Source organism: Chelatococcus sp. KU-N122 (assembly GCF_055391085.1).
The window spans coordinates 7,263,191-7,280,572 of the sequence record NZ_AP043981.1; the positions used below are offsets into that span (position 1 = coordinate 7,263,191).

The following is a 17,382-nucleotide window of genomic DNA, read 5'->3' on the forward strand; positions in this document are numbered from 1 at the left end:
ACATCAGGAGAATACTTATGAACATCAACGTTCGAGAGAAAGAGCTGGGCTCGGCGACGCGCGGCATCGTCCGTGGCGGCGAGACGCTGAAGCAGCATCGCGACCGCCTCATGGAGGCGACCAAGCGCACCAAGCACTACGCCGGGCTCACGCGCATGGAGCTGCGCGACAAGGAGCCGATCCTCTACAACAAGCTGTTCTCGCGCCTGCGCGCCGGCGTGGTGGACGCCCGCGAGACCGCCAAGAAGATCGCGGCGTCACCGATCGTCGAGCAGGAGGGCGAGCTCTGCTTCACCCTCTACAACGCGGCGGGTGACTCCATCCTCACCTCCACCGGCATCATCATCCACGTCGGCACCATGGGCGCGGCGATCAAGTACATGATCGAGAACGACTGGGAGTCCAACCCCGGCGTGCGCGACAAGGACATCTTCTGCAACAACGATTCCCTGATCGGCAACGTCCACCCCTGCGACATCCACACCATCGTGCCGATCTTCTGGGAGGGCGAGCTGATCGGCTGGGTCGGCGGCGTGACCCACGTCATCGACACCGGCGCCGTCGGGCCGGGCTCGATGGCGACGGGCCAGGTGCAGCGCTTCGGCGACGGCTATTCGATCACCTGCCGCAAGGTGGGCCAGAACGACACGCTGTTCCGCGACTGGCTGCACGAAAGCCAGCGCATGGTGCGCACCACCCGCTACTGGATGCTCGACGAGCGCACCCGCATCGCCGGCTGCCACATGATCCGCAAGCTGGTGGAGGAGGTGATCGCCGAGGAAGGCATCGATGCCTACTGGCGCTTCGCCTACGAGGCGGTGGAGCACGGCCGGCTCGGCCTGCAGAACCGCATCCGGGCGATGACCATCCCCGGCACCTACCGGCAGGTGGGCTTCGTCGACGTGCCCTACAACCACGACGACGTCCGCGTGCCCTCCGACTTCGCCAAGGTCGACACCATCATGCACGCCCCCTCGGAGATCACCATCCGCGGCGACGGCACCTGGCGGCTGGATTTCGAGGGCTCCAGCCGCTGGGGCTGGCACACCTACAACGCCCATCAGGTGAGCTTCACCTCGGGCATCTGGGTGATGATGACGCAGACGCTGATCCCGTCCGAGATGATCAACGACGGCGCGGCCTACGGCACCGAGTTCCGCCTGCCCAAGGGCACCTGGATGAACCCGGACGACCGCCGCGTCGCCTTCTCCTACTCGTGGCACTTCCTGGTCTCCGCCTGGACGGCGCTGTGGCGCGGCCTGTCGCGTTCCTACTTCGGGCGCGGCTACCTGGAGGAGGTGAACGCCGGCAACGCCAACACCTCCAACTGGCTCCAGGGCGGCGGCTTCAACCAGTACGACGAGATCCACGCGGTCAACTCGTTCGAATGCGCCGCCAACGGCACCGGGGCCACCGCCGTGGGCGACGGCCTGAGCCATGCCGCCGCCATCTGGAATCCGGAAGGCGACATGGGCGACATGGAGATCTGGGAGCTAGCCGAGCCGCTCGTCTACCTGGGCCGCCAGATCAAGGCGAGCTCGGGCGGCGCCGGCAAATACCGCGGCGGCTGCGGCTTCGAGAGCCTTCGCCTGGTCTGGAACGCCAAGGACTGGACCATGTTCTTCATGGGCAACGGCCACATCTCCTCCGACTGGGGGCTGATGGGCGGCTATCCGGCCGCCTCCGGCTACCGCTTCGCTGCCCACAACACCGGGCTGAAGCAGCTCATCGCCGACGGCAAGCCGATCCCGCTCGGCGGCGACACCGATCCCGAGCACCCGGTCTGGGACAGCCTCATCGAGGGCGCGGTGATCAAGCGCGACAAGCAGGCGATCACCACCGAGGAGATGTTCTCCGACTACGACCTCTACTTGAACTACATGCGCGGCGGCCCCGGCTTCGGTGATCCCCTCGACCGCGAGCCCCAGGCCGTGGCCGACGACCTCAACGGCGGCTACCTGCTGGAGCGCTTCGCTCTCAGCGTCTACGGCGTCGTCGTCGCCAAGGCGGACGGGGTCTACACGGTGGACACGGCCGCGACCGAGGCCCGGCGCCAGGCGATCCGCGACGAGCGCATCGCCTCCTCCGTGCCGACCCGCGAGTGGATGCGGGGCGAGCGCGCCAAGATCCTGGCCAAGCAGGGCGCCGGCGATCACGTCAAGCAGATGTTCGCCGCCTCCTTCAAGCTCGGCCCGCGCTTCCTGGCCGACTTCAAGGCGTTCTGGGACCTGCCCCAGGACTGGATCCTGACCGAGGACGAGCTCGACATCCCCCACTACGGCTCGACCTACTCCATGGACCTGTCCGAGCTGCCTGACGTCAAGACCGTCCAGTTCGTCGAGGAATGAGACGGCGGGCGCCGGGCCGCGCGCGCCCGGCGCCCCTCCCCGCCTGCAACGACACACCATTCGAGGACACGACCATGGCCTACACCCGCACCAAGATTGCCGACCTGATCGACGGCAAGATCGACCACGACACGCTGCACCAGATGCTGTCGACGCCCAAGGATCCGGAGCGCTTCCAGATCTACGTGGACATCCTCCAGCAGCGCGTGCCGTGGGACGACCGCATCGTCCTGCCGCTCGGCCCGAAGCTCTACATCGTGCAGCTCGCCGCGACCAAGCAATGGACCATCCGCTGCTCCTGCGGCCACGACTTCTGCGACTGGAAGGACAATTGGAAGCTGCATGCGCGTGTGCGCGTGCGCGACACCCAGGACCAGCTCGAGCAGATCTATCCTCGCCTGATGGCGCCGACCGCCACCTGGCAGGTGCTGCGCGAATACTACTGCCCGGCCTGCGGCACCCTGCACGACGTCGAAGCGCCGACCCCGTGGTACCCGGTGCTGCGCGACTTCGAGCCGGACGTCGACACCTTCTACAAGGACTGGCTGGGCCTGCCCGTGCCGGAGCGAGCCGAAGCGGCCTGAGCCGCCGGCGCACGACCGTCGGCGCCGCGGCCGGCAAAGCCGGTTGCGGCGTTGCCGACGAGTGCTTCACCGTCTCACCACCGGCATGGCCGGGCTCCGCCCGGCCATGCATCCCTCAAGCATGCATCGTTCAAGCAAGCTCTTCGCGGCGTTCTAAGAAATCGCGCAACATCGTGGGCTGACGACGTCTTGCCGGTTCATCGGCTATACTGTCCCCGTGCCGGTCCGCACGCTCGGCCACCGCGCACTCTACGTCGCCGACGTCGAACCAACGAAGCGGCTGCTGGACGGCCAGCAGAGAACGACATCCCTGTACCAGACTCTGGTTTCGCAGGCTTCCGCTTTAACAAGAAACGACAAGAATGCGCTCGCCTAGCGCTTATTCAGGCCGCCAACGGCAATGTGCGAACGTTGTAGGGCAGACCCCGCCTCCTCCAACGCCCAGCGCACGCGAAAAGCACACATCAGGGGCGCGGCGAAATCCGGGCCCCATGTATAGGTCGTGAGCGTCGCGCACGGTATCGTGTTAGCGTTGCAGGCAAAGATCTGCTAATCTTGGAGCTTGGCTGATCTGCCTGAAGCATCGGTTGATCTGCCGGAGACAAACGTGGGCGGTGCAGGAGGCCCCTGAAGGCCCTGTGATCGAGACCAGTGCCCCTTGGGACAACTGGACACCCTGGTCCTCGGCCCCGTCGATTGTTCGCCTTGGCGAGAACCTGAAATGTCTGCGCGCGGGCCTGCGCCGACGTTCAGATGGGCGGCTTTCACATGTTCAGCCAAATTCTCAATCCCACCGGCAACCTGTTCATCACCTGGCTCGTGGCCCTCATTCCGGTTGCGGCATTGCTGTTCATGCTCGCTGCGCTGCGCTGGTCGGCTTGGGTTGCAACGCTTGTCGGCTCTTTGATCACCCTTGCGCTCGCCCTGTGGGTCTGGCGCATGCCGCTTGGCGACGGCCTCCGGGCCTATCTCTACGGCTCTGCGACGGGCATCTGGAATGTCGACTGGATCACGTTCTGGGGCGTGATGCTGTTCAACACGCTGGTGATCTCCGGCACATTCGACAAGTTGCGACGCTGGCTGGTGGCGCAGGCGACGCAGGATGTCCGCGTCCAGACCATCCTCTTTGCCTGGGCGTTCGGAGCGCTTCTGGAGGGACTGGTCGGCTTCGGCTACCCGTGGGCCTTCGTCGCGCCGATTCTGATCGCTATCGGAATTCCGGACCTCGACGCCATCCGGGTCGCGGCGATCGCCAACAACGCGCCGGTCTCCTACGGAGCGCTCGGCGCACCGATCATCGCGCTCGCCGCCGTCACCGGTCTTCCGCTGCTGGCGCTGTCGGGTTCGATCAGCAAGATCGTTGCGATCCTGGCCCTATTGCCGCCGTGGATCCTGCTCTATCTCGTCTCGGGCAAGGACGGCATGCGCGAGGCTTGGCCGCTGGCGGTGGTGGGGTCGCTCGCCTATATCGCCGGCCAACTGCCGGTCGGCATCTATCTCGGCCCCTATCTGCCGGATGTGGCGGGCTCGATCGTGTGCTTTGCTTGCCTGCTGCTGCTCCTCAAAGTCTGGCAGCCCCGCCAGGTGCGCGGTTATGGCGGCGTGCCGCTGACCGGTCCTGCCACGGCGAGCGATCATGGCCTGTCCACCCGCGACATCGTCCAGGCTTGGCTGCCGATCGCCATCTTGATCGTCGTCGTCGTCGCCTGGACCGGACCGTGGTCCACGCTGCCCAGCATCGTGCTGCTGCATATGCAGGTCACCGCGGCGTCCTCGATCGCGGAGGGCGCGACGATCCCGGCCGTCTTCAACTGGACCCCCTTTGTCGGCGGCTCGGCCATCTTGGCATCATGGATCATCGTCGCCCTGTTGCTACGGGTGAACCGGCAGCAACTGACCGACATCTGGAACAAGACCTGGTCGCAGATGTGGGGCGCCTGCCTCGTCGGCGTGTTTATCTTCGGCCTGGCCTTCGTTTACAACTTTTCCGGCATGGCGTCGTCGCTGGCGAAGGCGTTCGCATCGCTCGGTCCCGCCTTCATCGTCGTCGCGCCGCTGCTCGGCTTCATCGGGGTGGCACTGTCGGGCAGCAACACGTCCACCAACGCCATGTTCGGCAAGTTCCAGGCGTTGGTCGGGCAGCTCCTCAACTTTCCACCGCTGCTGCTGCCGACCGTGAACTCGGTCGGCGCCGAGATCGGAAAGCCGATCGCGCCGCAGACGGCCAGCGTCGGCGTCTCGACGACGCGCTTCGTGCGCAACGAAGGCGACGTCATCCGGCACAACTTCTTCTGGTGCCTGGTGGTGCTGGGCTATCTCATCGTGATCAGCGTCGCCTGCTATCTTTTCTTCCCGGGCATCGCCAATCTCTGAGGCGCTCCGGCGCTCAGCGGACATGGTGACGACAGACCGATGGGCCGCCGGACGGTCGGATCCTTACCTGATGGCGAGCGTCATAACCTGCACGGCCAAGTGATCACCGCCCCGGCAGAGGGATATCGTTCCGACGGCGAAGCCTTTAACTGGCACAATGCGAACTGCTTCAGAGGGTAAGACGGCATTCGGTCGGGCCCATGCTCCAGACCGTCGCAACGGCTCATTCGGCGGCCGGCATCCGTCGCAGGCCTACCAGCTCGGCTTCCGCGGTCTCATGGAGGCATCGCCCATGAACCTGTCCGGCCAATTGCGGATATTGGCGTAAACGTCGACGTCGAACGGGCGTCGGGTCGAGACGGTGCGGCGCGTCGCAGACGTAGAGCTTCATGAGACCGTTCATGTCGGCGCGATCATCCTAGCGAGCGCCGTGTCGAGCGCCGGCAGGTCGTCCCGGATCGTGAGCATAACGCGCTCGTCGAGGACGTCGTCATAGGTATGCGCCAGCACATTGCGGAACCCGGCGATCATCTTCGCCGGAATCCCGTGGGCATCGAGCATATCGGCAGGAATGTCGCGAATGGCGGCATCGATCGCCATGAAGGCACGCTCGATCGCATAGCGCGTCTTCCGATCGGCCCTGATGGCGTCGAGGTCGCGACCTTCCGCCCACTCGCGGATCAGCCGAACGTTCTCGCGCGCCTCGGCGACGGCGCGCTCGATCCGCTCCCGCCGTTCAGAAGGCATCGACCAATTGGTCTTCCGCCGCTGCCTTGAGGCGGCGGCCGGGTCTGAGTGCGTCGGCGCGCACGACCAGATCGACCCGCTGGCCGAGGATGCTGGTCAGTTCGCTTTGGATTCCGCCCACGTCGAAGGCGCTGAACAGCGGCTTCCGGCCGGTCGGCCCCTCATCGAGATCGACCATCACATCGATGTCGCTTTCAGGGGTGGCCACATCTCGCGCGACCGAGCCGAACAGATAGGCATGCACCACCCCGAGCGAGAGAAGGTTCTCGCGGTGTGCACGCAGACGTTTCAGGGCTTCATCGCGACGCATGTATCAATCCTATCAGGCGAGGGTATGTCTGTCAGTGGCGTCGCGCTTGCTTCTCCCGTGCGCAGGCCCCCTATCGATCCGTCCGCCATTTCAAGGCGCTGAGATCCGGCAAACGGTGCAATCTTGACTCCAATCCTGACATCCATCATCTATCGTCGCGGTAAACATGATGGCGGTCATGAATAAGCGCGACCGCCGGGTGCAAGGAGCTTTCCATGAGCGACCGTCCCGCCGTGCTGATCACCGGTGCCTCCTCCGGCATCGGCGCCGTCTACGCCGACCGCTTCGCCAGGCGCGGCCATGACCTCGTGCTGGCGGCACGCGACAAGGGGCGCCTGGATGCGCTGGCCGAGCGTCTGCGCAGTGAGGCGGGCGTCGGCGTCGAGGTGATCAAGGCCGACCTCACGGCCACGGCGGACTTGGCGGGACTGGAGGCGCGGCTCGCTGACGATGCCCGTATCGGCATCCTCCTCAACAACGCCGGCACCAGCATTCCCGGCACCTTTGCCACCCAGGGCGCTGCCGCCGTCGCCGATCTGATCGCCCTGAACGTGACGGCGCCGACGCGGCTCGCCGCCGCCGTCGCCCCCCGCTTCGCCGCGGCAGGCACCGGCGCCATCGTCAACATCGGCTCCGTCGTCGGGCTGGCGCCAGAGCTCGGCCTGACCGTCTATGGCGCCACCAAGGCCTTCGTCCTCTACCTGAGCCAGGGGCTTCAGCTCGAGCTTGGGCCCAAGGGCGTCTACGTGCAGGCGGTGCTGCCGGCCGCCACCCGCACCGAGATCTGGGAGCGCTCGGGCCGCGACATCAACACCGTGGCGAACCTGATGGATGTGAACGAGCTGGTCGACGCCGCCCTGGTCGGCTTCGACCGGCGCGAGGCCGTCACCATCCCGCCGCTGCCGGACGCCGGCCAGTTCGAGGCCTTCGACGCCGCCCGCAAGGCCATGCTGCCGAACCTCGGCCAGCCCCATGCGGCGGCCCGCTATCGCAAGGCCACCTGAGGCTCTCGCGCCATCACGGCGCCGAGTCTGCCCGGCGCGCGCCGCTGGCGCGTGAGGCCGGACACAAACCGGTTGGAGCGCGGCCCGGCTCGGGGCAGAACGGCTCGTTGATTGAAGCGAGTCCGTTCGGTCCATGCCGGTGTCCTCCCGCAAGCCCCGCCCCCGCCTGAAGAAGGCGGCCTACCATCACGGCAGCCTGGAGACGGCCCTCCTCGCCATCGGCACCGAGCTGATCGACGCCGAGGGCCCGGGCGCGCTGACGCTCAAGCGCGTGGCCGAGCGGGCCGGCGTCACCGCCAGCGCCGTACAGCATCCGTTCAAGGACAAGGAAGGCATGCTGGCAGCGATCGCCGCCAGCGCCTTCCGCGAGCTCGAGAGCGAGCTCAAGCAGGCGGCGCGCCGCGCCGATGGAGCAGAAGCACGGCTGCGCGCCCTGCTCGGCGCCTACGTGGGCTTCGCCTGCCATCGGCCGCTCAGATTCCAGTTCATGTTCGAGGCGCGCTTCCTCGATGACGAGCGCCACCCGGCCTCCGCCAATGCCAGCCTGGATTGCTACGATCTGCTGCGGCGGGCGGTCGCCGACTATACGGGCCGGCCGGTGCGCCTGGGTGCGCTCACCGCGTGGTCGGTGGCGCACGGCTTGTCCGGCATCCTGACCAGCTCGCGCATTCCCCCAGGCGAACAGGTGCCCGACAGCCTGGACGACGTGGTCGCCCTCGTCTTCGATCTTCTGGTGCATGGCATCGGCGGCCGCGACGCCTGAGCCCCCGTTCGACCAAATCTGCACGACACACATATTTTTTATCGAACTCGTTCTGACTGAATGTGAAATAAGAACGATTCAATCTTGTTGACGAACAGATTTAGCAGGCCTAGCGTTCCGATCGGTAGCGGTGCCGACCACGTCCCGAAATGTCGCCCGCACCGCCCCCGTGGGAGGACCGACGATGCAGACTGCAACCGCCCCCGCCGCGCCGTCACCGGCGCCATACTGGCTCAAGGACACCCTCGCCCCGTGACGGCGGAGCTCACCAGCTTCGACCTGGAGGTGGAGGGCACCATCCCCGACGAGCTGACCGGACTTTACGCCCGCAACGGCGCCAACCCCCGGGAGGGCCACTCGGGTCACTGGTTCCTGGGCGACGGCATGCTACATGGCGTCTCGCTGCGCGGCGGCAAGGCCGAGTGGTACCGCAACCGCTGGGTGCGAACGCCGCGCTTCGAGGGCGCGCCACGCACGACGGAGTCACCCTTCGACATCCGCAACAGCCTCGCCAACACCAGCGTCATCTCCCACGCCGGGCGCATCCTGGCGCTGGTCGAGAACGCGCTCCCGATGCTCATGGGCCGTGAGCTCGAAACGCTCGGCTTCGAGGACTACGGCGGCAAGCTCGCCACCTCGTTCACCGCCCATCCGAAGATCTGCCCGGCGACGGGCGAGATGCACTTCTTCGGCTACGCGCTGCGGCCGCCCTTCCTCACCTACCACGTGGTCGATGCCGACGGCGTCCTGCGCCGCAGCGTCGAGATCCCGGTCAGGGGCGCGACCATGGTGCATGATTTCGCGCTCACCCGCGACCATCTGATCTTCATGGACCTGCCGGTCGTCTTCGATCCGGCCTCGGCCATGCGAGGCACCATGCCGTTCGCCTGGAGCGACAGCTACGGCGCCCGGCTCGGCATCCTGCCGCGCGGCGCCGGCATCGAGGCCCTGCGCTGGGTCGAGATCGAGCCGTGCTACGTCTTCCACGTCGCCAATGCCTTCGAAGCGGTAGACGGCAGCATCGTCATCGACGTCGCCTGGTATGCGGAGCTGTGGCGCGGCGGGCCATCGGACGTGAGCTTCGAGCCGGCCAGGCTGAAGCGCTGGACCATCGCCCCCGGGGCGACCAGGGCCAGCGAGCAGTTCCTCGACGACCGTGCGGTCGAGTTTCCGCGCGTCGACGACCGCATCGCCGGCGCCCCCCACCGCTACGTCTACGCGATCGACGCCGGGCGGGCGGACGGAGGCGGACTTGTGGCCGGCGCCTTCGACAGCTTGCGCAAGTACGACACGGTGAACGGCGGCTACCAGCAGCACGTCTTCCCCGGCGGCGTGCCGAGCGAATTCGTACACGTCGGCGCGCGCGACGGTGCCGCGGAGGATGACGGCTGGCTGATGGGCTTCGTCTACGACCGCGCCCGCAACGCCAGCGATTTCCTCATCCTCGACGCCCAGGCCATCGCGGCCAAGCCGGTCGCCCGCGTCCGGCTACCCGGCCGCGTGCCGCAAGGCTTCCACGGCAACTGGATGCCGGACGCCTCCACCTGACCCTGGCCGCGCGGGCTTCGGGCAAGGCGACGCCTGCCGATGACGAGCATTGCCCCCAGGATGATGTCCCGCATCCGGCCGTCGCTTCCGAAAGCCGACGGCCGGGCTCGTCAGAAGCGGGTTCGGAGACTATCGTTGTCAGCCATGCCAATCTTGGCCGCACGGCCCATGCAGGCTGGAGCTAACGACAACGATGGTCGGGGTTCGACAGTTCGATGAACAGGCGGTCTTGACGCAGGCACTGGACCTCTTCTGGCAGAAGGGTCTGCGCGGCACGTCCATGTTGGACCTTGCCAAGGTAACCGGGGTTCAGCGCAACTCGCTCTACAACGCCTACGGCAGCAAGGAGGCGCTTTTCCTGCTGGCCTTCGAGAGCTATGCGGAGCGCGTGCTTCAGGCCGTGCGCAAAGCATTTTCCAACCGTGATCCGCGCCGCTCTCTGCTGGCCTTTCTGGAGGTTGGCATCGTCAATATGGCCAACGGCGTTCCGCCGAGAGGATGCCTCACAACGAAGACGGCCACCGAGCCGGACGTGCTCAATTCCGCCGTGCAACAGAGATTGCAGGCGCTTCTGAACGAGATGGAAGCGATTGCCACGGCGGCGCTGTCGTCGAAGCCTGCACGCGAGCGCCTTGTCCTGGACCCGGCGATGACGGCCCACATCGCCGTGACGTTTTCGCGGGGGCTCGCGGTGATGGAGCGCGTTCACCAGGACTGGACGAGCTTGCGAACGGCCGCCAAAGCCCTCGTTCGCGTCCTCGTCCACGACGAAAGCCGAGGGACCACGACCAGATAGCCGGCGTCGTGGCGTGGCCATTCTCCCTGCCCTGGTCGGTTCATTCTTGACAGCGATGCCTAGTTTGACAATGCTGCCCAAGATGCCTGGGCCGTATCCGTCAGCCCTCGGCATGCGGACTTGCCAAAGGCTGGACGGCTATTGAACCGCGGAAGGGGGCGCCCGTCGTGAACGGTGGCCGAATTGGCAGGGCGCCGGCCAATGCCGTTACGCCCCTATGGGTCGCCGCCGGCGCGGCCATGGCGCCGGCCGTGAGCATGGCGCTCGGGCGTTTCACGTATGCGCGGCCGCTTCTGAAAATGCGGACCGAGCTAAATTGGAGCTATACCGAGGCAGGGGCGATGAACACTGCCAGCGGCGTCGGCTTCCTGATCGGCGCGGTCGTGGCGACCTGGGGTTCGGCAAGGCTTGGAGCCAAGCGCGCTTTCATGTTTGGCAACCGTGAACGCAAGGAGGCGAGTCGATGAGTCTGTCTGAGTTCTCCGGCCCTATAGGGCAGCGCTATTTCGAAGATTACGTCAAAGGCGCAGTGTTCGAATACGGTCCGATATCCGTAAGCGAAGCGGAGATCATTGCCTTTGCGGAGCGGTTCGATCCGCAGACGATGCACATCGATCCGCAAGCGGCTGAGCATGGACCGTTCAAAGGATTGATCGCGAGCGGGTGGCACACCATCGGCCTGATGATGCGCCTTTTCGTCGACAACTATCTCTCCGCTGTGGCGAGCCTCGCGTCTCCCGGTGTCGACGAGGTTCGCTGGTACAAGCCCGTTCGACCCGACGACGCGCTGCTGCTCCGTGTTTCCGTTCTCGATGCCACGCCGTCGCGGTCCAAGCCCGACCGCGGGATGGTGCATTCGCTGCTCGAGGCGATCAATCAGAATGGCGATACCGTTGCGAGCTTCAAGGCGATGAATTTACTCGGCTTGAGAAGCGCCTATCCCGCTGTCAGGCCATGATGCGCAACTGACGGGCAGCCCCGGAGCTCGCCGCCGGGCGCTCGGCGCCCGCTTGCGGCCGTTGACGATCCCGATGCCGCGCGAAAAGCAGCGGACGCCGTCCGCCAACTCACCGGCCGCATCATCACTCGGACGAGGAGCGCTGCGACCTTCAGATCACAAGCTCGACGACGAGCCCAGCGCGGCCCCGCCTGGTCGCAATTGTCGATCTCCGTCAGGCGAGCGCTTGACCTGGCCGTCCATCCCCGACGGATCGCCGGGTCGAGCCCGACCGCGCCGTCATTCGGCAGCGGCCAGGGTGTGGGCAATGGGGAGACGCGGCTCGCGGGTGATGCGGAAGCGCTCGGCGCGGTTGGTGAGCCGCGCCTCCGCTTCGGCCACCATCCGCCGCACCACCTCGGCCGCCGGCGGCACGTCGTTGACCAGGTCGACCGCCTCGCCGACGATCAACGCGGCGATGCTGAAATCGCTGTGCTCGCGCGCCTGGGCGTAGCGGGGGCCGATCTCCTCCCGGCGCTGCATCAGCTCGGCCTCGCGGCCACGCCAGGTCTCGGAGAAGCCGTTGCGCAGCACGCGCCCGGTGTAGGGCGCCGGCCACACCCGGTCGCGGACGATGTCGAACAGGATGCCGCGCGTGGTGTCGTCGCCGCTCGCCGCCACGATGCAGCCCTTGGCGGCGCCCGACGCCGCCGCCTCCTGGGTGGCATAGAAGCGGGTGCCGAGCAGCACGCCGTCGGCGCCCAGCATCAGCGCCGCGGCGAGGCCCCGCCCGTCGGCGATGCCGCCCGCGGCCACCACCGGCACGCTGGGGACGGTGTCGACGACGGCGGGCACGAACGGCAGGGTGCTGCGCGAGATGCCGTGGCCGCCGGCCTCCGCCCCTTGCGCCACCAGGATATCGGCGCCGTGCACCGCAGCGTGCAGGGCCTGTTCCAGCGTCTGCACCTGGCAGATCAGCAGCGCACCGGCCGCCTTCACCTTGGGCGCGTGCGGGCCGACGTCGCCGAAGGACAGCATGATGGCGGGCGGGCGGCGCTTCAGCACCAGGTCGAGCAGATGCGGCTGCTTGGCGAGGCTCCAGGTGATGAAGCCGACACCGACGCGAGCGTCGCCCGCCGCGTCCATCTCCCGCTCGAGCCAGGCCTCGTCGCCGTAGCCGCCACCGATGATGCCGAAGCCGCCGGCATTGCTCACCGCTGCCGCGAGCTTGCCGTCGGCGATCACGTCCATGGGGGCGAGCAGCACCGGGTGCTTGATGCGCAACAGCTCCGTCACGCGGGTCGAAATCGGCATCCCCGGCTCCCCTCTGCCACACCTTCCCTTAGGGAGCTTGCGCGCTTTTACCGCACCAGTCTACCTCAGCGAGCAAATGACGCATGCTCGTCATTAACGCTCCCTACACTTTTTGGTTACGTGCGGATCCGGCGGAACCAGCCACGGCAGTTGCCTATCCTCGCCTTTCACCCAACTTATCAATAGCTTAGACGCCGCGGCCACAAGCCCGCCCACCGCCGCGGGGCGAGGCCGGTCCGTTTCCAGTGGATTGCAGGACAGGCGAGCGCCGTCCGGCCACGGATCGTCCGCGGCATGCCACCGGAGCGCTCGTTCGGTGCGGAATCGATGTGCGGCGCGTCAAAGGCCGCCGGCGGGATCGCCGGTTTGGCCGTCGCCGGGCGTCGGCGGCGCCAGCGGCACGAACAGCGTGCGGTCAGGCTTGAGGTCGAGGAGCGGCGTGCCGTCGAGGCAATCGAGCCCGCGCACGAGCAACGCACCCTCCTCGATGCCGACGAGGGTGGCGATCGAGGTGCCGATCGGGTTGGGCCGCACCGGCGAGCGCAGCGCGAAGGTGCCGCGCACCGCGCCATCGTCGCGCGGGCTCTGCAGCACAAGATCGCGCCGCGACCGGTGCAGCCAGTAGAGCACCTCCAGCCGCGTGTAGTCGGCGATGCCGGCGAGCGCCTCGCGCCAGGGCTCGAACACCTCGATGCGGCACAGCGGGCCGTCGGCCCGGCCCTGGCGCGGGCAATCGAGACGCGAGGTCCATGGCGTATGGATAGCGCCGATGTAGATCAACCCGGCGTCGGTGGCGTCCGGCCATTCGACCGCCCGCTCAGCCCTGCGGATCTCGTCTTCACGGACCATGGTCCTGTCGCCCCCTGTAGCGCATCACTCGCTATATAGCGTCATACACGACGCGTGGGCGTGGATCGCCGAGACCCCCCCGACTGAAGCGCTTGGGCTCACCCAATGGCGAAATGCTCTGGCACACGTGCGACGAGCGCATAGACTACTGCCGTACGGACAGGGAGGCCGCCATGGCGGACACGATGCGGACCGCGCTCGTTACCGGCAGCACTGACGGCGTCGGGCGGCTGGTGGCAGAGGAATTGGCGGCCGGGGGCTGGCGCGTCCTGGTGCACGGACGCGACCATGAGCGCGGCGCGGCGGTCGTCGCCAAGATCCGCCAGGCCGGCGGCAGCGCCGAATTCCTCGCGGCCGACCTCTCGTCGCTGGTCGGCGTGCGTGCCCTCGCCGACGCGGTCGGCGCGGCGACGGACCGGCTCGACCTCCTGGTCAGCAATGCCGGCATCGGCACCGGCGGCCGGCCAGACCGGCGATTGAGCGCCGACGGCCATGAGCTCACCTTCGCCGTCAACTACCTTGCCGGCTTCCTGTTGACGCGCCTGCTGCTGCCGCTGCTCAAATCGAGCACGCCGGCGCGCATCGTCAACGTGGCCTCCGCCGGCCAGCAGGCCATCGATTTCGACGATGTGATGCTGACGCGCGGCTATAGCGGCGTGCGCGCCTACTGCCAGAGCAAGCTGGCCCAGATCCTCTCCACCATCGACCTGGCCGACGAGCTCGCCGGCTCCGGTGTGACCGTCAACGCGTTGCACCCGTCGAGCTACATGAACACCACCATGGTGCGCCTCGCCGGCGTCGAGCCCTGGAGCAAGGTCGAGGACGGCGCCGCGGCCATCCTCAACCTCGCCGTCGGGTCGGCGCTCGAAGGCCGCAGCGGCCTCTATTTCAACGTCCTCACCGAGGCCAAGGCCGATGCCCAGGCCTACGACGCCACGGCACGCAAACGCCTGCGCGAGCTCAGCTTCGAGCTCGTCCGCCTGACCGCCCCCCGTCCCTGAGGAGCCCCACCGTGAAATACCGCAAGCTCGGTTCGAGCGACCTCGAGGTGTCGGAGATCTCTCTGGGCTCGTGGCTCACCTACGGTGTCGGCGTCGAACGGGATCTGGCGCGTGCCTGCGTCGACCGCGCCTTCGACCTCGGCATCAACTTCATCGACACCGCCAACGTCTATGGCCGCGGCGCCGCCGAGACGGTGCTTGGCGAGATCCTGGCCGGGCGGCCGCGCCACGCCTACGTGCTCGCCACCAAGGTCTTCTTTCCCATGAGCGAGACGGACAGCGGCCTGTCGCGGGCGCAGATCCTCAAGCAGATCGACGCGTCTCTGACGCGCCTCAAGCTGGACTACGTCGATCTCTATCAATGCCACCGCTACGATCCGGAGGTGCCGCTGGAGGAGACCATGGCGGCGTTGACCGAGGTCGTGCGCCAGGGCAAGGCGCGCTATATCGGCTTCAGCGAGTGGAAGCCGGAGCAGATCGCAGCCGCCTTCGCCCTGCCCGGCGTCGCGCGCTTCGTCTCCAGCCAGCCGCAATACTCGCTTCTGCATCGCCGCATCGAGGCCGAGGTGATCCCGCTCTCGGCCACCCATGGCGTCTCGCAGATCGTCTGGTCGCCGCTGGCGCAAGGGGTGCTGTCGGGCAAGTACGTGCCCGGCGCGCGGCTGCCCGAGGCGACACGGGCGACCAGCGAGACCATGGGCAACGCCATGCAGACCTGGCTGAAGCCCGAGATCCTGGAGAAGGTGCAGCGGTTGCGGCCACTCGCGGCGGAGGCCGGCTGCACCATGAGCCAGTTTGCGCTCGCCTGGGTGCTGCGCCAGCCCAATGTCGCCTCCGCCATCGTCGGCGCCAGCCGCCCCGAGCAGCTCGACGAGAACGCCGCCGCCTCGGACCTCGTCGTGCCGCCCGAGCTCTTCACCAGGGCCGAGGCGATCGTGGCGACGTGACCGCTTCGCCGCCGAGCCCGGCTGACCCACGTGACGATGGACAAGCCCGCCACGTTATGATGCTCTCCAGCTTGAGCATCGCGCCTCCAACGCCGGCATCTTCCGTCGTTCAGGAAAGGAGTGCGTCATGGCGACCGCAGACACCTTTCATGAATTCGAGCAGGCCGGCTGGGGCGACGAAGCCCGCGCCCAGGCCTATCATCGCCATCTCGGCGACGTGACGACCGGCTGCATCCCGCCGTTGCTGGACGCTGCCGGCGTCGGGCCCGGCGACCGGGTGCTCGATGTGGCGTGCGGGGCGGGGTACGTCGCCGCTGCCGCCCGCGACCGCGGCGCCGCTGCCGTGGGCCTCGATTTTTCCGCCGCCCAGGTCCGCCTCGCGGAAGCGACGTATCCGGGCCTCCGCTTCGTCGAGGGAGATGCCGAGGCGCTGCCGTTCGACGAGGGCGCCTTCACCGCCGTCGTCAATGCCTTCGGCATGCCGCACGTGCCCGATCCCGACCGGGCCGCAGCGGAGGCCCATCGGGTCCTGGCTCCGGGCGGACGCTTCGCCTATGCGTCATGGTGCGCGCCGGAGCAGTGCCTGGCCTTCTCCATCGTCTATGACGCCATCCGTGCCCACGGGTCGCTCGACGTCGGACTGCCGCCAGGCCCCGACTTCTTCAACTGCGGACGGCCCGCCTACGCCCGGGCCATGCTCGACAAGGCCGGCTTCGGCGCGATCAGCATACGCGAGGTGCCGTTGGCGTGGCGCGCCAGCTCGCCCGACGCCTTCATCGACGGCATCGTCGGCGGCACGGTCCGCGCGGCGGCGACGCTCGGTCGCCAGACGCCCGAGAACCTCGAGCGGATCAAGGACCACCTGCGCCGGCGCGTCGGCGAGTTCGCCCAGGACGGCGCCTATGCCGTGCCGGCGCCCACCTTGGTCGTCGCCGCGCGCAAGAGCGCCTGAGCCGCTCGCCTGGGGACGCGATCGTCACGGGCTCCCGAGCGGAGGCTGGCGGGCTCGACCCGCTCCCATGCGCCTGGAAACACATCCTACGACGGCTTCGACGGTCCGGACGCCTCCGCCGGAGGGCGCGGCAGTTGCCAAAATGTCACGGAGCTGCCGATTGAGCGACCGCCGGCGTTTCGAGCATTTCGAAGCAATAAATTGATATCAGTTACTTAGCGCCATGCTCTCGAAGCACTCTAAGCTGAGAGATGCCAACTTAGACGGGCTCTAAACCATGGGCTTTGCACGACGACCGGCAATCCTCTAGCTGCTCGACGATTATCCCTGCGGCCGCGGGCCGCTCTTGTCAGCCGCGGGCTGGCCCGAGCCCTTCGCATGAGTGTCCACGCCATCGATCTGACAGGCCTGTACTCGTCCGAGCAGGGGCGGCTGAAGCGGCTTGTCAAGCGCATGGTAGGCAACAGGGCGACGGCGGAGGACCTCGTCCAGCAGGCATTCGTCAAGCTGATGGCGGCCGCCGGCCACGGCGATCTCGCCAACTGCCCTGCCTACCTCACGCGCACGGCGCGCAACTTGGCGCTCAACCATCTGCGCGATGCGGCGCGGCGGGCCGAAGTGGGCCTGCCCGATGGGGAGCTCGAGGCCATCGCCGATGGGCGCCCCTCGCCCGAGACCGAGGCCATCTACCGCTGCGAGCTGCGCCGCGTCCTTACAGCGGTCGCCGCCCTCCCCCCTCGCCGCCGCGAGGCGTTCGTGCTGCACAAGTTCGAGGGCCTGAGCTACGACGAGATCGCGGCCCGCCAAGGCATTTCGCGCAATACCGTCATCTCGCAGATCGTCAGCGCCCTGGTCGACCTTGACCGGCAGCTGGCGCCGAAATAGCGCAGCCCGATCGTTACCTCCGCC

At 67.4% G+C, this 17,382-nt stretch carries 17 protein-coding genes; 13 read left to right on the forward strand and 4 right to left on the reverse strand.

Annotation, left to right across the window (positions count from 1 at the left end; all coding sequences use genetic code 11):
* Window positions 1-17: 17 nt before the first annotated feature.
* The 3 genes from ACZ5PO_RS32845 to ACZ5PO_RS32855 all read left to right on the forward strand — a co-directional run bounded on the left by ACZ5PO_RS32845 (window position 18) and on the right by ACZ5PO_RS32855 (window position 5,305).
* Entirely contained in the window at window positions 18-2,348 is a 2,331-nt protein-coding gene (locus ACZ5PO_RS32845; protein WP_464186832.1) for a hydantoinase B/oxoprolinase family protein, read from the forward strand.
* A 74-nt stretch (window positions 2,349-2,422) separates the two neighbouring features.
* Window positions 2,423-2,932, forward strand: coding sequence for an acetone carboxylase subunit gamma (locus ACZ5PO_RS32850; protein WP_464186833.1), 510 nt, complete (start codon window positions 2,423-2,425; stop codon window positions 2,930-2,932).
* A gap of 768 nt (window positions 2,933-3,700) precedes the next feature.
* Window positions 3,701-5,305 (forward strand): L-lactate permease, encoded by a 1,605-nt coding sequence (locus ACZ5PO_RS32855; protein ID WP_464186835.1) that lies wholly within the window; start codon window positions 3,701-3,703, stop codon window positions 5,303-5,305.
* Window positions 5,306-5,704: 399 nt separating this feature from the next.
* On the opposite strand, the gene ACZ5PO_RS32860 is transcribed toward ACZ5PO_RS32855, so the two are convergent.
* A complete protein-coding gene (locus tag ACZ5PO_RS32860) occupies window positions 5,705-6,052 on the reverse strand; it encodes a HepT-like ribonuclease domain-containing protein (protein ID WP_464186836.1) in 348 nt (115 codons plus the stop codon).
* Window positions 6,042-6,362, reverse strand: coding sequence for a nucleotidyltransferase family protein (locus tag ACZ5PO_RS32865; protein ID WP_464186838.1), 321 nt, complete (start codon window positions 6,360-6,362; stop codon window positions 6,042-6,044). Before ACZ5PO_RS32865 ends, ACZ5PO_RS32860 begins: the two co-directional genes overlap by 11 nt.
* Window positions 6,363-6,577: 215 nt before the next feature.
* Here ACZ5PO_RS32865 and ACZ5PO_RS32870 point away from each other — a divergent pair, with 215 nt between their 5' ends.
* The 6 genes from ACZ5PO_RS32870 (at window position 6,578) to ACZ5PO_RS32895 (ending at window position 11,431) form a co-directional block, all read left to right on the forward strand.
* On the forward strand, window positions 6,578-7,366 hold the full coding sequence (locus ACZ5PO_RS32870) for an SDR family NAD(P)-dependent oxidoreductase (RefSeq protein ID WP_464186841.1): 789 nt from the start codon (window positions 6,578-6,580) through the stop codon (window positions 7,364-7,366).
* 133 nt (window positions 7,367-7,499) lie between these two features.
* The gene (locus ACZ5PO_RS32875) at window positions 7,500-8,129 is read left to right on the forward strand and encodes a TetR/AcrR family transcriptional regulator (protein ID WP_464186843.1); all 630 of its coding nucleotides are present in this window, start codon (window positions 7,500-7,502) and stop codon (window positions 8,127-8,129) included.
* Window positions 8,130-8,381: 252 nt separating this feature from the next.
* On the forward strand, window positions 8,382-9,677 hold the full coding sequence (locus ACZ5PO_RS32880) for a carotenoid oxygenase family protein (protein WP_464186845.1): 1,296 nt from the start codon (window positions 8,382-8,384) through the stop codon (window positions 9,675-9,677).
* Between the two features lie 193 nt (window positions 9,678-9,870).
* Window positions 9,871-10,473 (forward strand): TetR/AcrR family transcriptional regulator, encoded by a 603-nt coding sequence (locus ACZ5PO_RS32885; protein WP_464186846.1) that lies wholly within the window; start codon window positions 9,871-9,873, stop codon window positions 10,471-10,473.
* A 167-nt stretch (window positions 10,474-10,640) separates the two neighbouring features.
* Window positions 10,641-10,940 carry a YbfB/YjiJ family MFS transporter gene (locus ACZ5PO_RS32890; RefSeq protein ID WP_464186848.1) on the forward strand — a complete coding sequence of 100 codons (300 nt, stop codon included), beginning with the start codon at window positions 10,641-10,643 and terminating at the stop codon, window positions 10,938-10,940.
* Window positions 10,937-11,431 (forward strand): MaoC family dehydratase, encoded by a 495-nt coding sequence (locus ACZ5PO_RS32895; protein WP_464186850.1) that lies wholly within the window; start codon window positions 10,937-10,939, stop codon window positions 11,429-11,431. The genes ACZ5PO_RS32890 and ACZ5PO_RS32895 overlap by 4 nt, the downstream gene beginning before the upstream one ends.
* Window positions 11,432-11,710: 279 nt before the next feature.
* Here the strand turns inward: ACZ5PO_RS32895 and ACZ5PO_RS32900 are convergent, their stop codons facing one another.
* Window positions 11,711-12,724: an NAD(P)H-dependent flavin oxidoreductase gene (locus ACZ5PO_RS32900; RefSeq protein WP_464186851.1), complete on the reverse strand. Its 1,014-nt coding sequence runs from the start codon at window positions 12,722-12,724 to the stop codon at window positions 11,711-11,713.
* A 339-nt stretch (window positions 12,725-13,063) separates the two neighbouring features.
* Entirely contained in the window at window positions 13,064-13,573 is a 510-nt protein-coding gene (gene tsaA / locus ACZ5PO_RS32905) for a tRNA (N6-threonylcarbamoyladenosine(37)-N6)-methyltransferase TrmO (RefSeq protein ID WP_464186853.1), read from the reverse strand.
* A gap of 173 nt (window positions 13,574-13,746) precedes the next feature.
* Between tsaA and ACZ5PO_RS32910 the strand changes: the two genes are divergently transcribed.
* The 4 genes from ACZ5PO_RS32910 (at window position 13,747) to ACZ5PO_RS32925 (ending at window position 17,358) form a co-directional block, all read left to right on the forward strand.
* Window positions 13,747-14,574 (forward strand): SDR family NAD(P)-dependent oxidoreductase, encoded by an 828-nt coding sequence (locus ACZ5PO_RS32910; RefSeq protein ID WP_464186854.1) that lies wholly within the window; start codon window positions 13,747-13,749, stop codon window positions 14,572-14,574.
* Window positions 14,575-14,585: 11 nt separating this feature from the next.
* Window positions 14,586-15,521 carry an aldo/keto reductase family protein gene (locus tag ACZ5PO_RS32915; protein ID WP_464186855.1) on the forward strand — a complete coding sequence of 312 codons (936 nt, stop codon included), beginning with the start codon at window positions 14,586-14,588 and terminating at the stop codon, window positions 15,519-15,521.
* 127 nt (window positions 15,522-15,648) lie between these two features.
* Window positions 15,649-16,473: a class I SAM-dependent methyltransferase gene (locus ACZ5PO_RS32920; RefSeq protein ID WP_464186857.1), complete on the forward strand. Its 825-nt coding sequence runs from the start codon at window positions 15,649-15,651 to the stop codon at window positions 16,471-16,473.
* A 378-nt stretch (window positions 16,474-16,851) separates the two neighbouring features.
* On the forward strand, window positions 16,852-17,358 hold the full coding sequence (locus tag ACZ5PO_RS32925) for an RNA polymerase sigma factor (RefSeq protein WP_464186859.1): 507 nt from the start codon (window positions 16,852-16,854) through the stop codon (window positions 17,356-17,358).
* Window positions 17,359-17,382: the final 24 nt, after the last annotated feature.

What these genes read in the sequence shown, in the direction of transcription:
- ACZ5PO_RS32875 (WP_464186843.1), top strand. Translation starts at nt 7,500, where the DNA reads ATGCCGGTGTCCTCCCGCAAGCCCCGCCCCCGCCTGAAGAAGGCGGCC.
- ACZ5PO_RS32895 (WP_464186850.1), top strand. Translation starts at nt 10,937, where the DNA reads ATGAGTCTGTCTGAGTTCTCCGGCCCTATAGGGCAGCGCTATTTCGAA.
- ACZ5PO_RS32845 (WP_464186832.1), top strand. Translation starts at nt 18, where the DNA reads ATGAACATCAACGTTCGAGAGAAAGAGCTGGGCTCGGCGACGCGCGGC.
- ACZ5PO_RS32850 (WP_464186833.1), top strand. Translation starts at nt 2,423, where the DNA reads ATGGCCTACACCCGCACCAAGATTGCCGACCTGATCGACGGCAAGATC.
- ACZ5PO_RS32870 (WP_464186841.1), top strand. Translation starts at nt 6,578, where the DNA reads ATGAGCGACCGTCCCGCCGTGCTGATCACCGGTGCCTCCTCCGGCATC.
- ACZ5PO_RS32855 (WP_464186835.1), top strand. Translation starts at nt 3,701, where the DNA reads ATGTTCAGCCAAATTCTCAATCCCACCGGCAACCTGTTCATCACCTGG.
- ACZ5PO_RS32865 (WP_464186838.1), bottom strand. Translation starts at nt 6,362, where the DNA reads ATGCGTCGCGATGAAGCCCTGAAACGTCTGCGTGCACACCGCGAGAAC.
- tsaA (WP_464186853.1), bottom strand. Translation starts at nt 13,573, where the DNA reads ATGGTCCGTGAAGACGAGATCCGCAGGGCTGAGCGGGCGGTCGAATGG.
- ACZ5PO_RS32920 (WP_464186857.1), top strand. Translation starts at nt 15,649, where the DNA reads ATGGCGACCGCAGACACCTTTCATGAATTCGAGCAGGCCGGCTGGGGC.
- ACZ5PO_RS32900 (WP_464186851.1), bottom strand. Translation starts at nt 12,724, where the DNA reads ATGCCGATTTCGACCCGCGTGACGGAGCTGTTGCGCATCAAGCACCCG.
- ACZ5PO_RS32910 (WP_464186854.1), top strand. Translation starts at nt 13,747, where the DNA reads ATGGCGGACACGATGCGGACCGCGCTCGTTACCGGCAGCACTGACGGC.
- ACZ5PO_RS32925 (WP_464186859.1), top strand. Translation starts at nt 16,852, where the DNA reads ATGAGTGTCCACGCCATCGATCTGACAGGCCTGTACTCGTCCGAGCAG.
- ACZ5PO_RS32860 (WP_464186836.1), bottom strand. Translation starts at nt 6,052, where the DNA reads ATGCCTTCTGAACGGCGGGAGCGGATCGAGCGCGCCGTCGCCGAGGCG.
- ACZ5PO_RS32885 (WP_464186846.1), top strand. Translation starts at nt 9,871, where the DNA reads ATGGTCGGGGTTCGACAGTTCGATGAACAGGCGGTCTTGACGCAGGCA.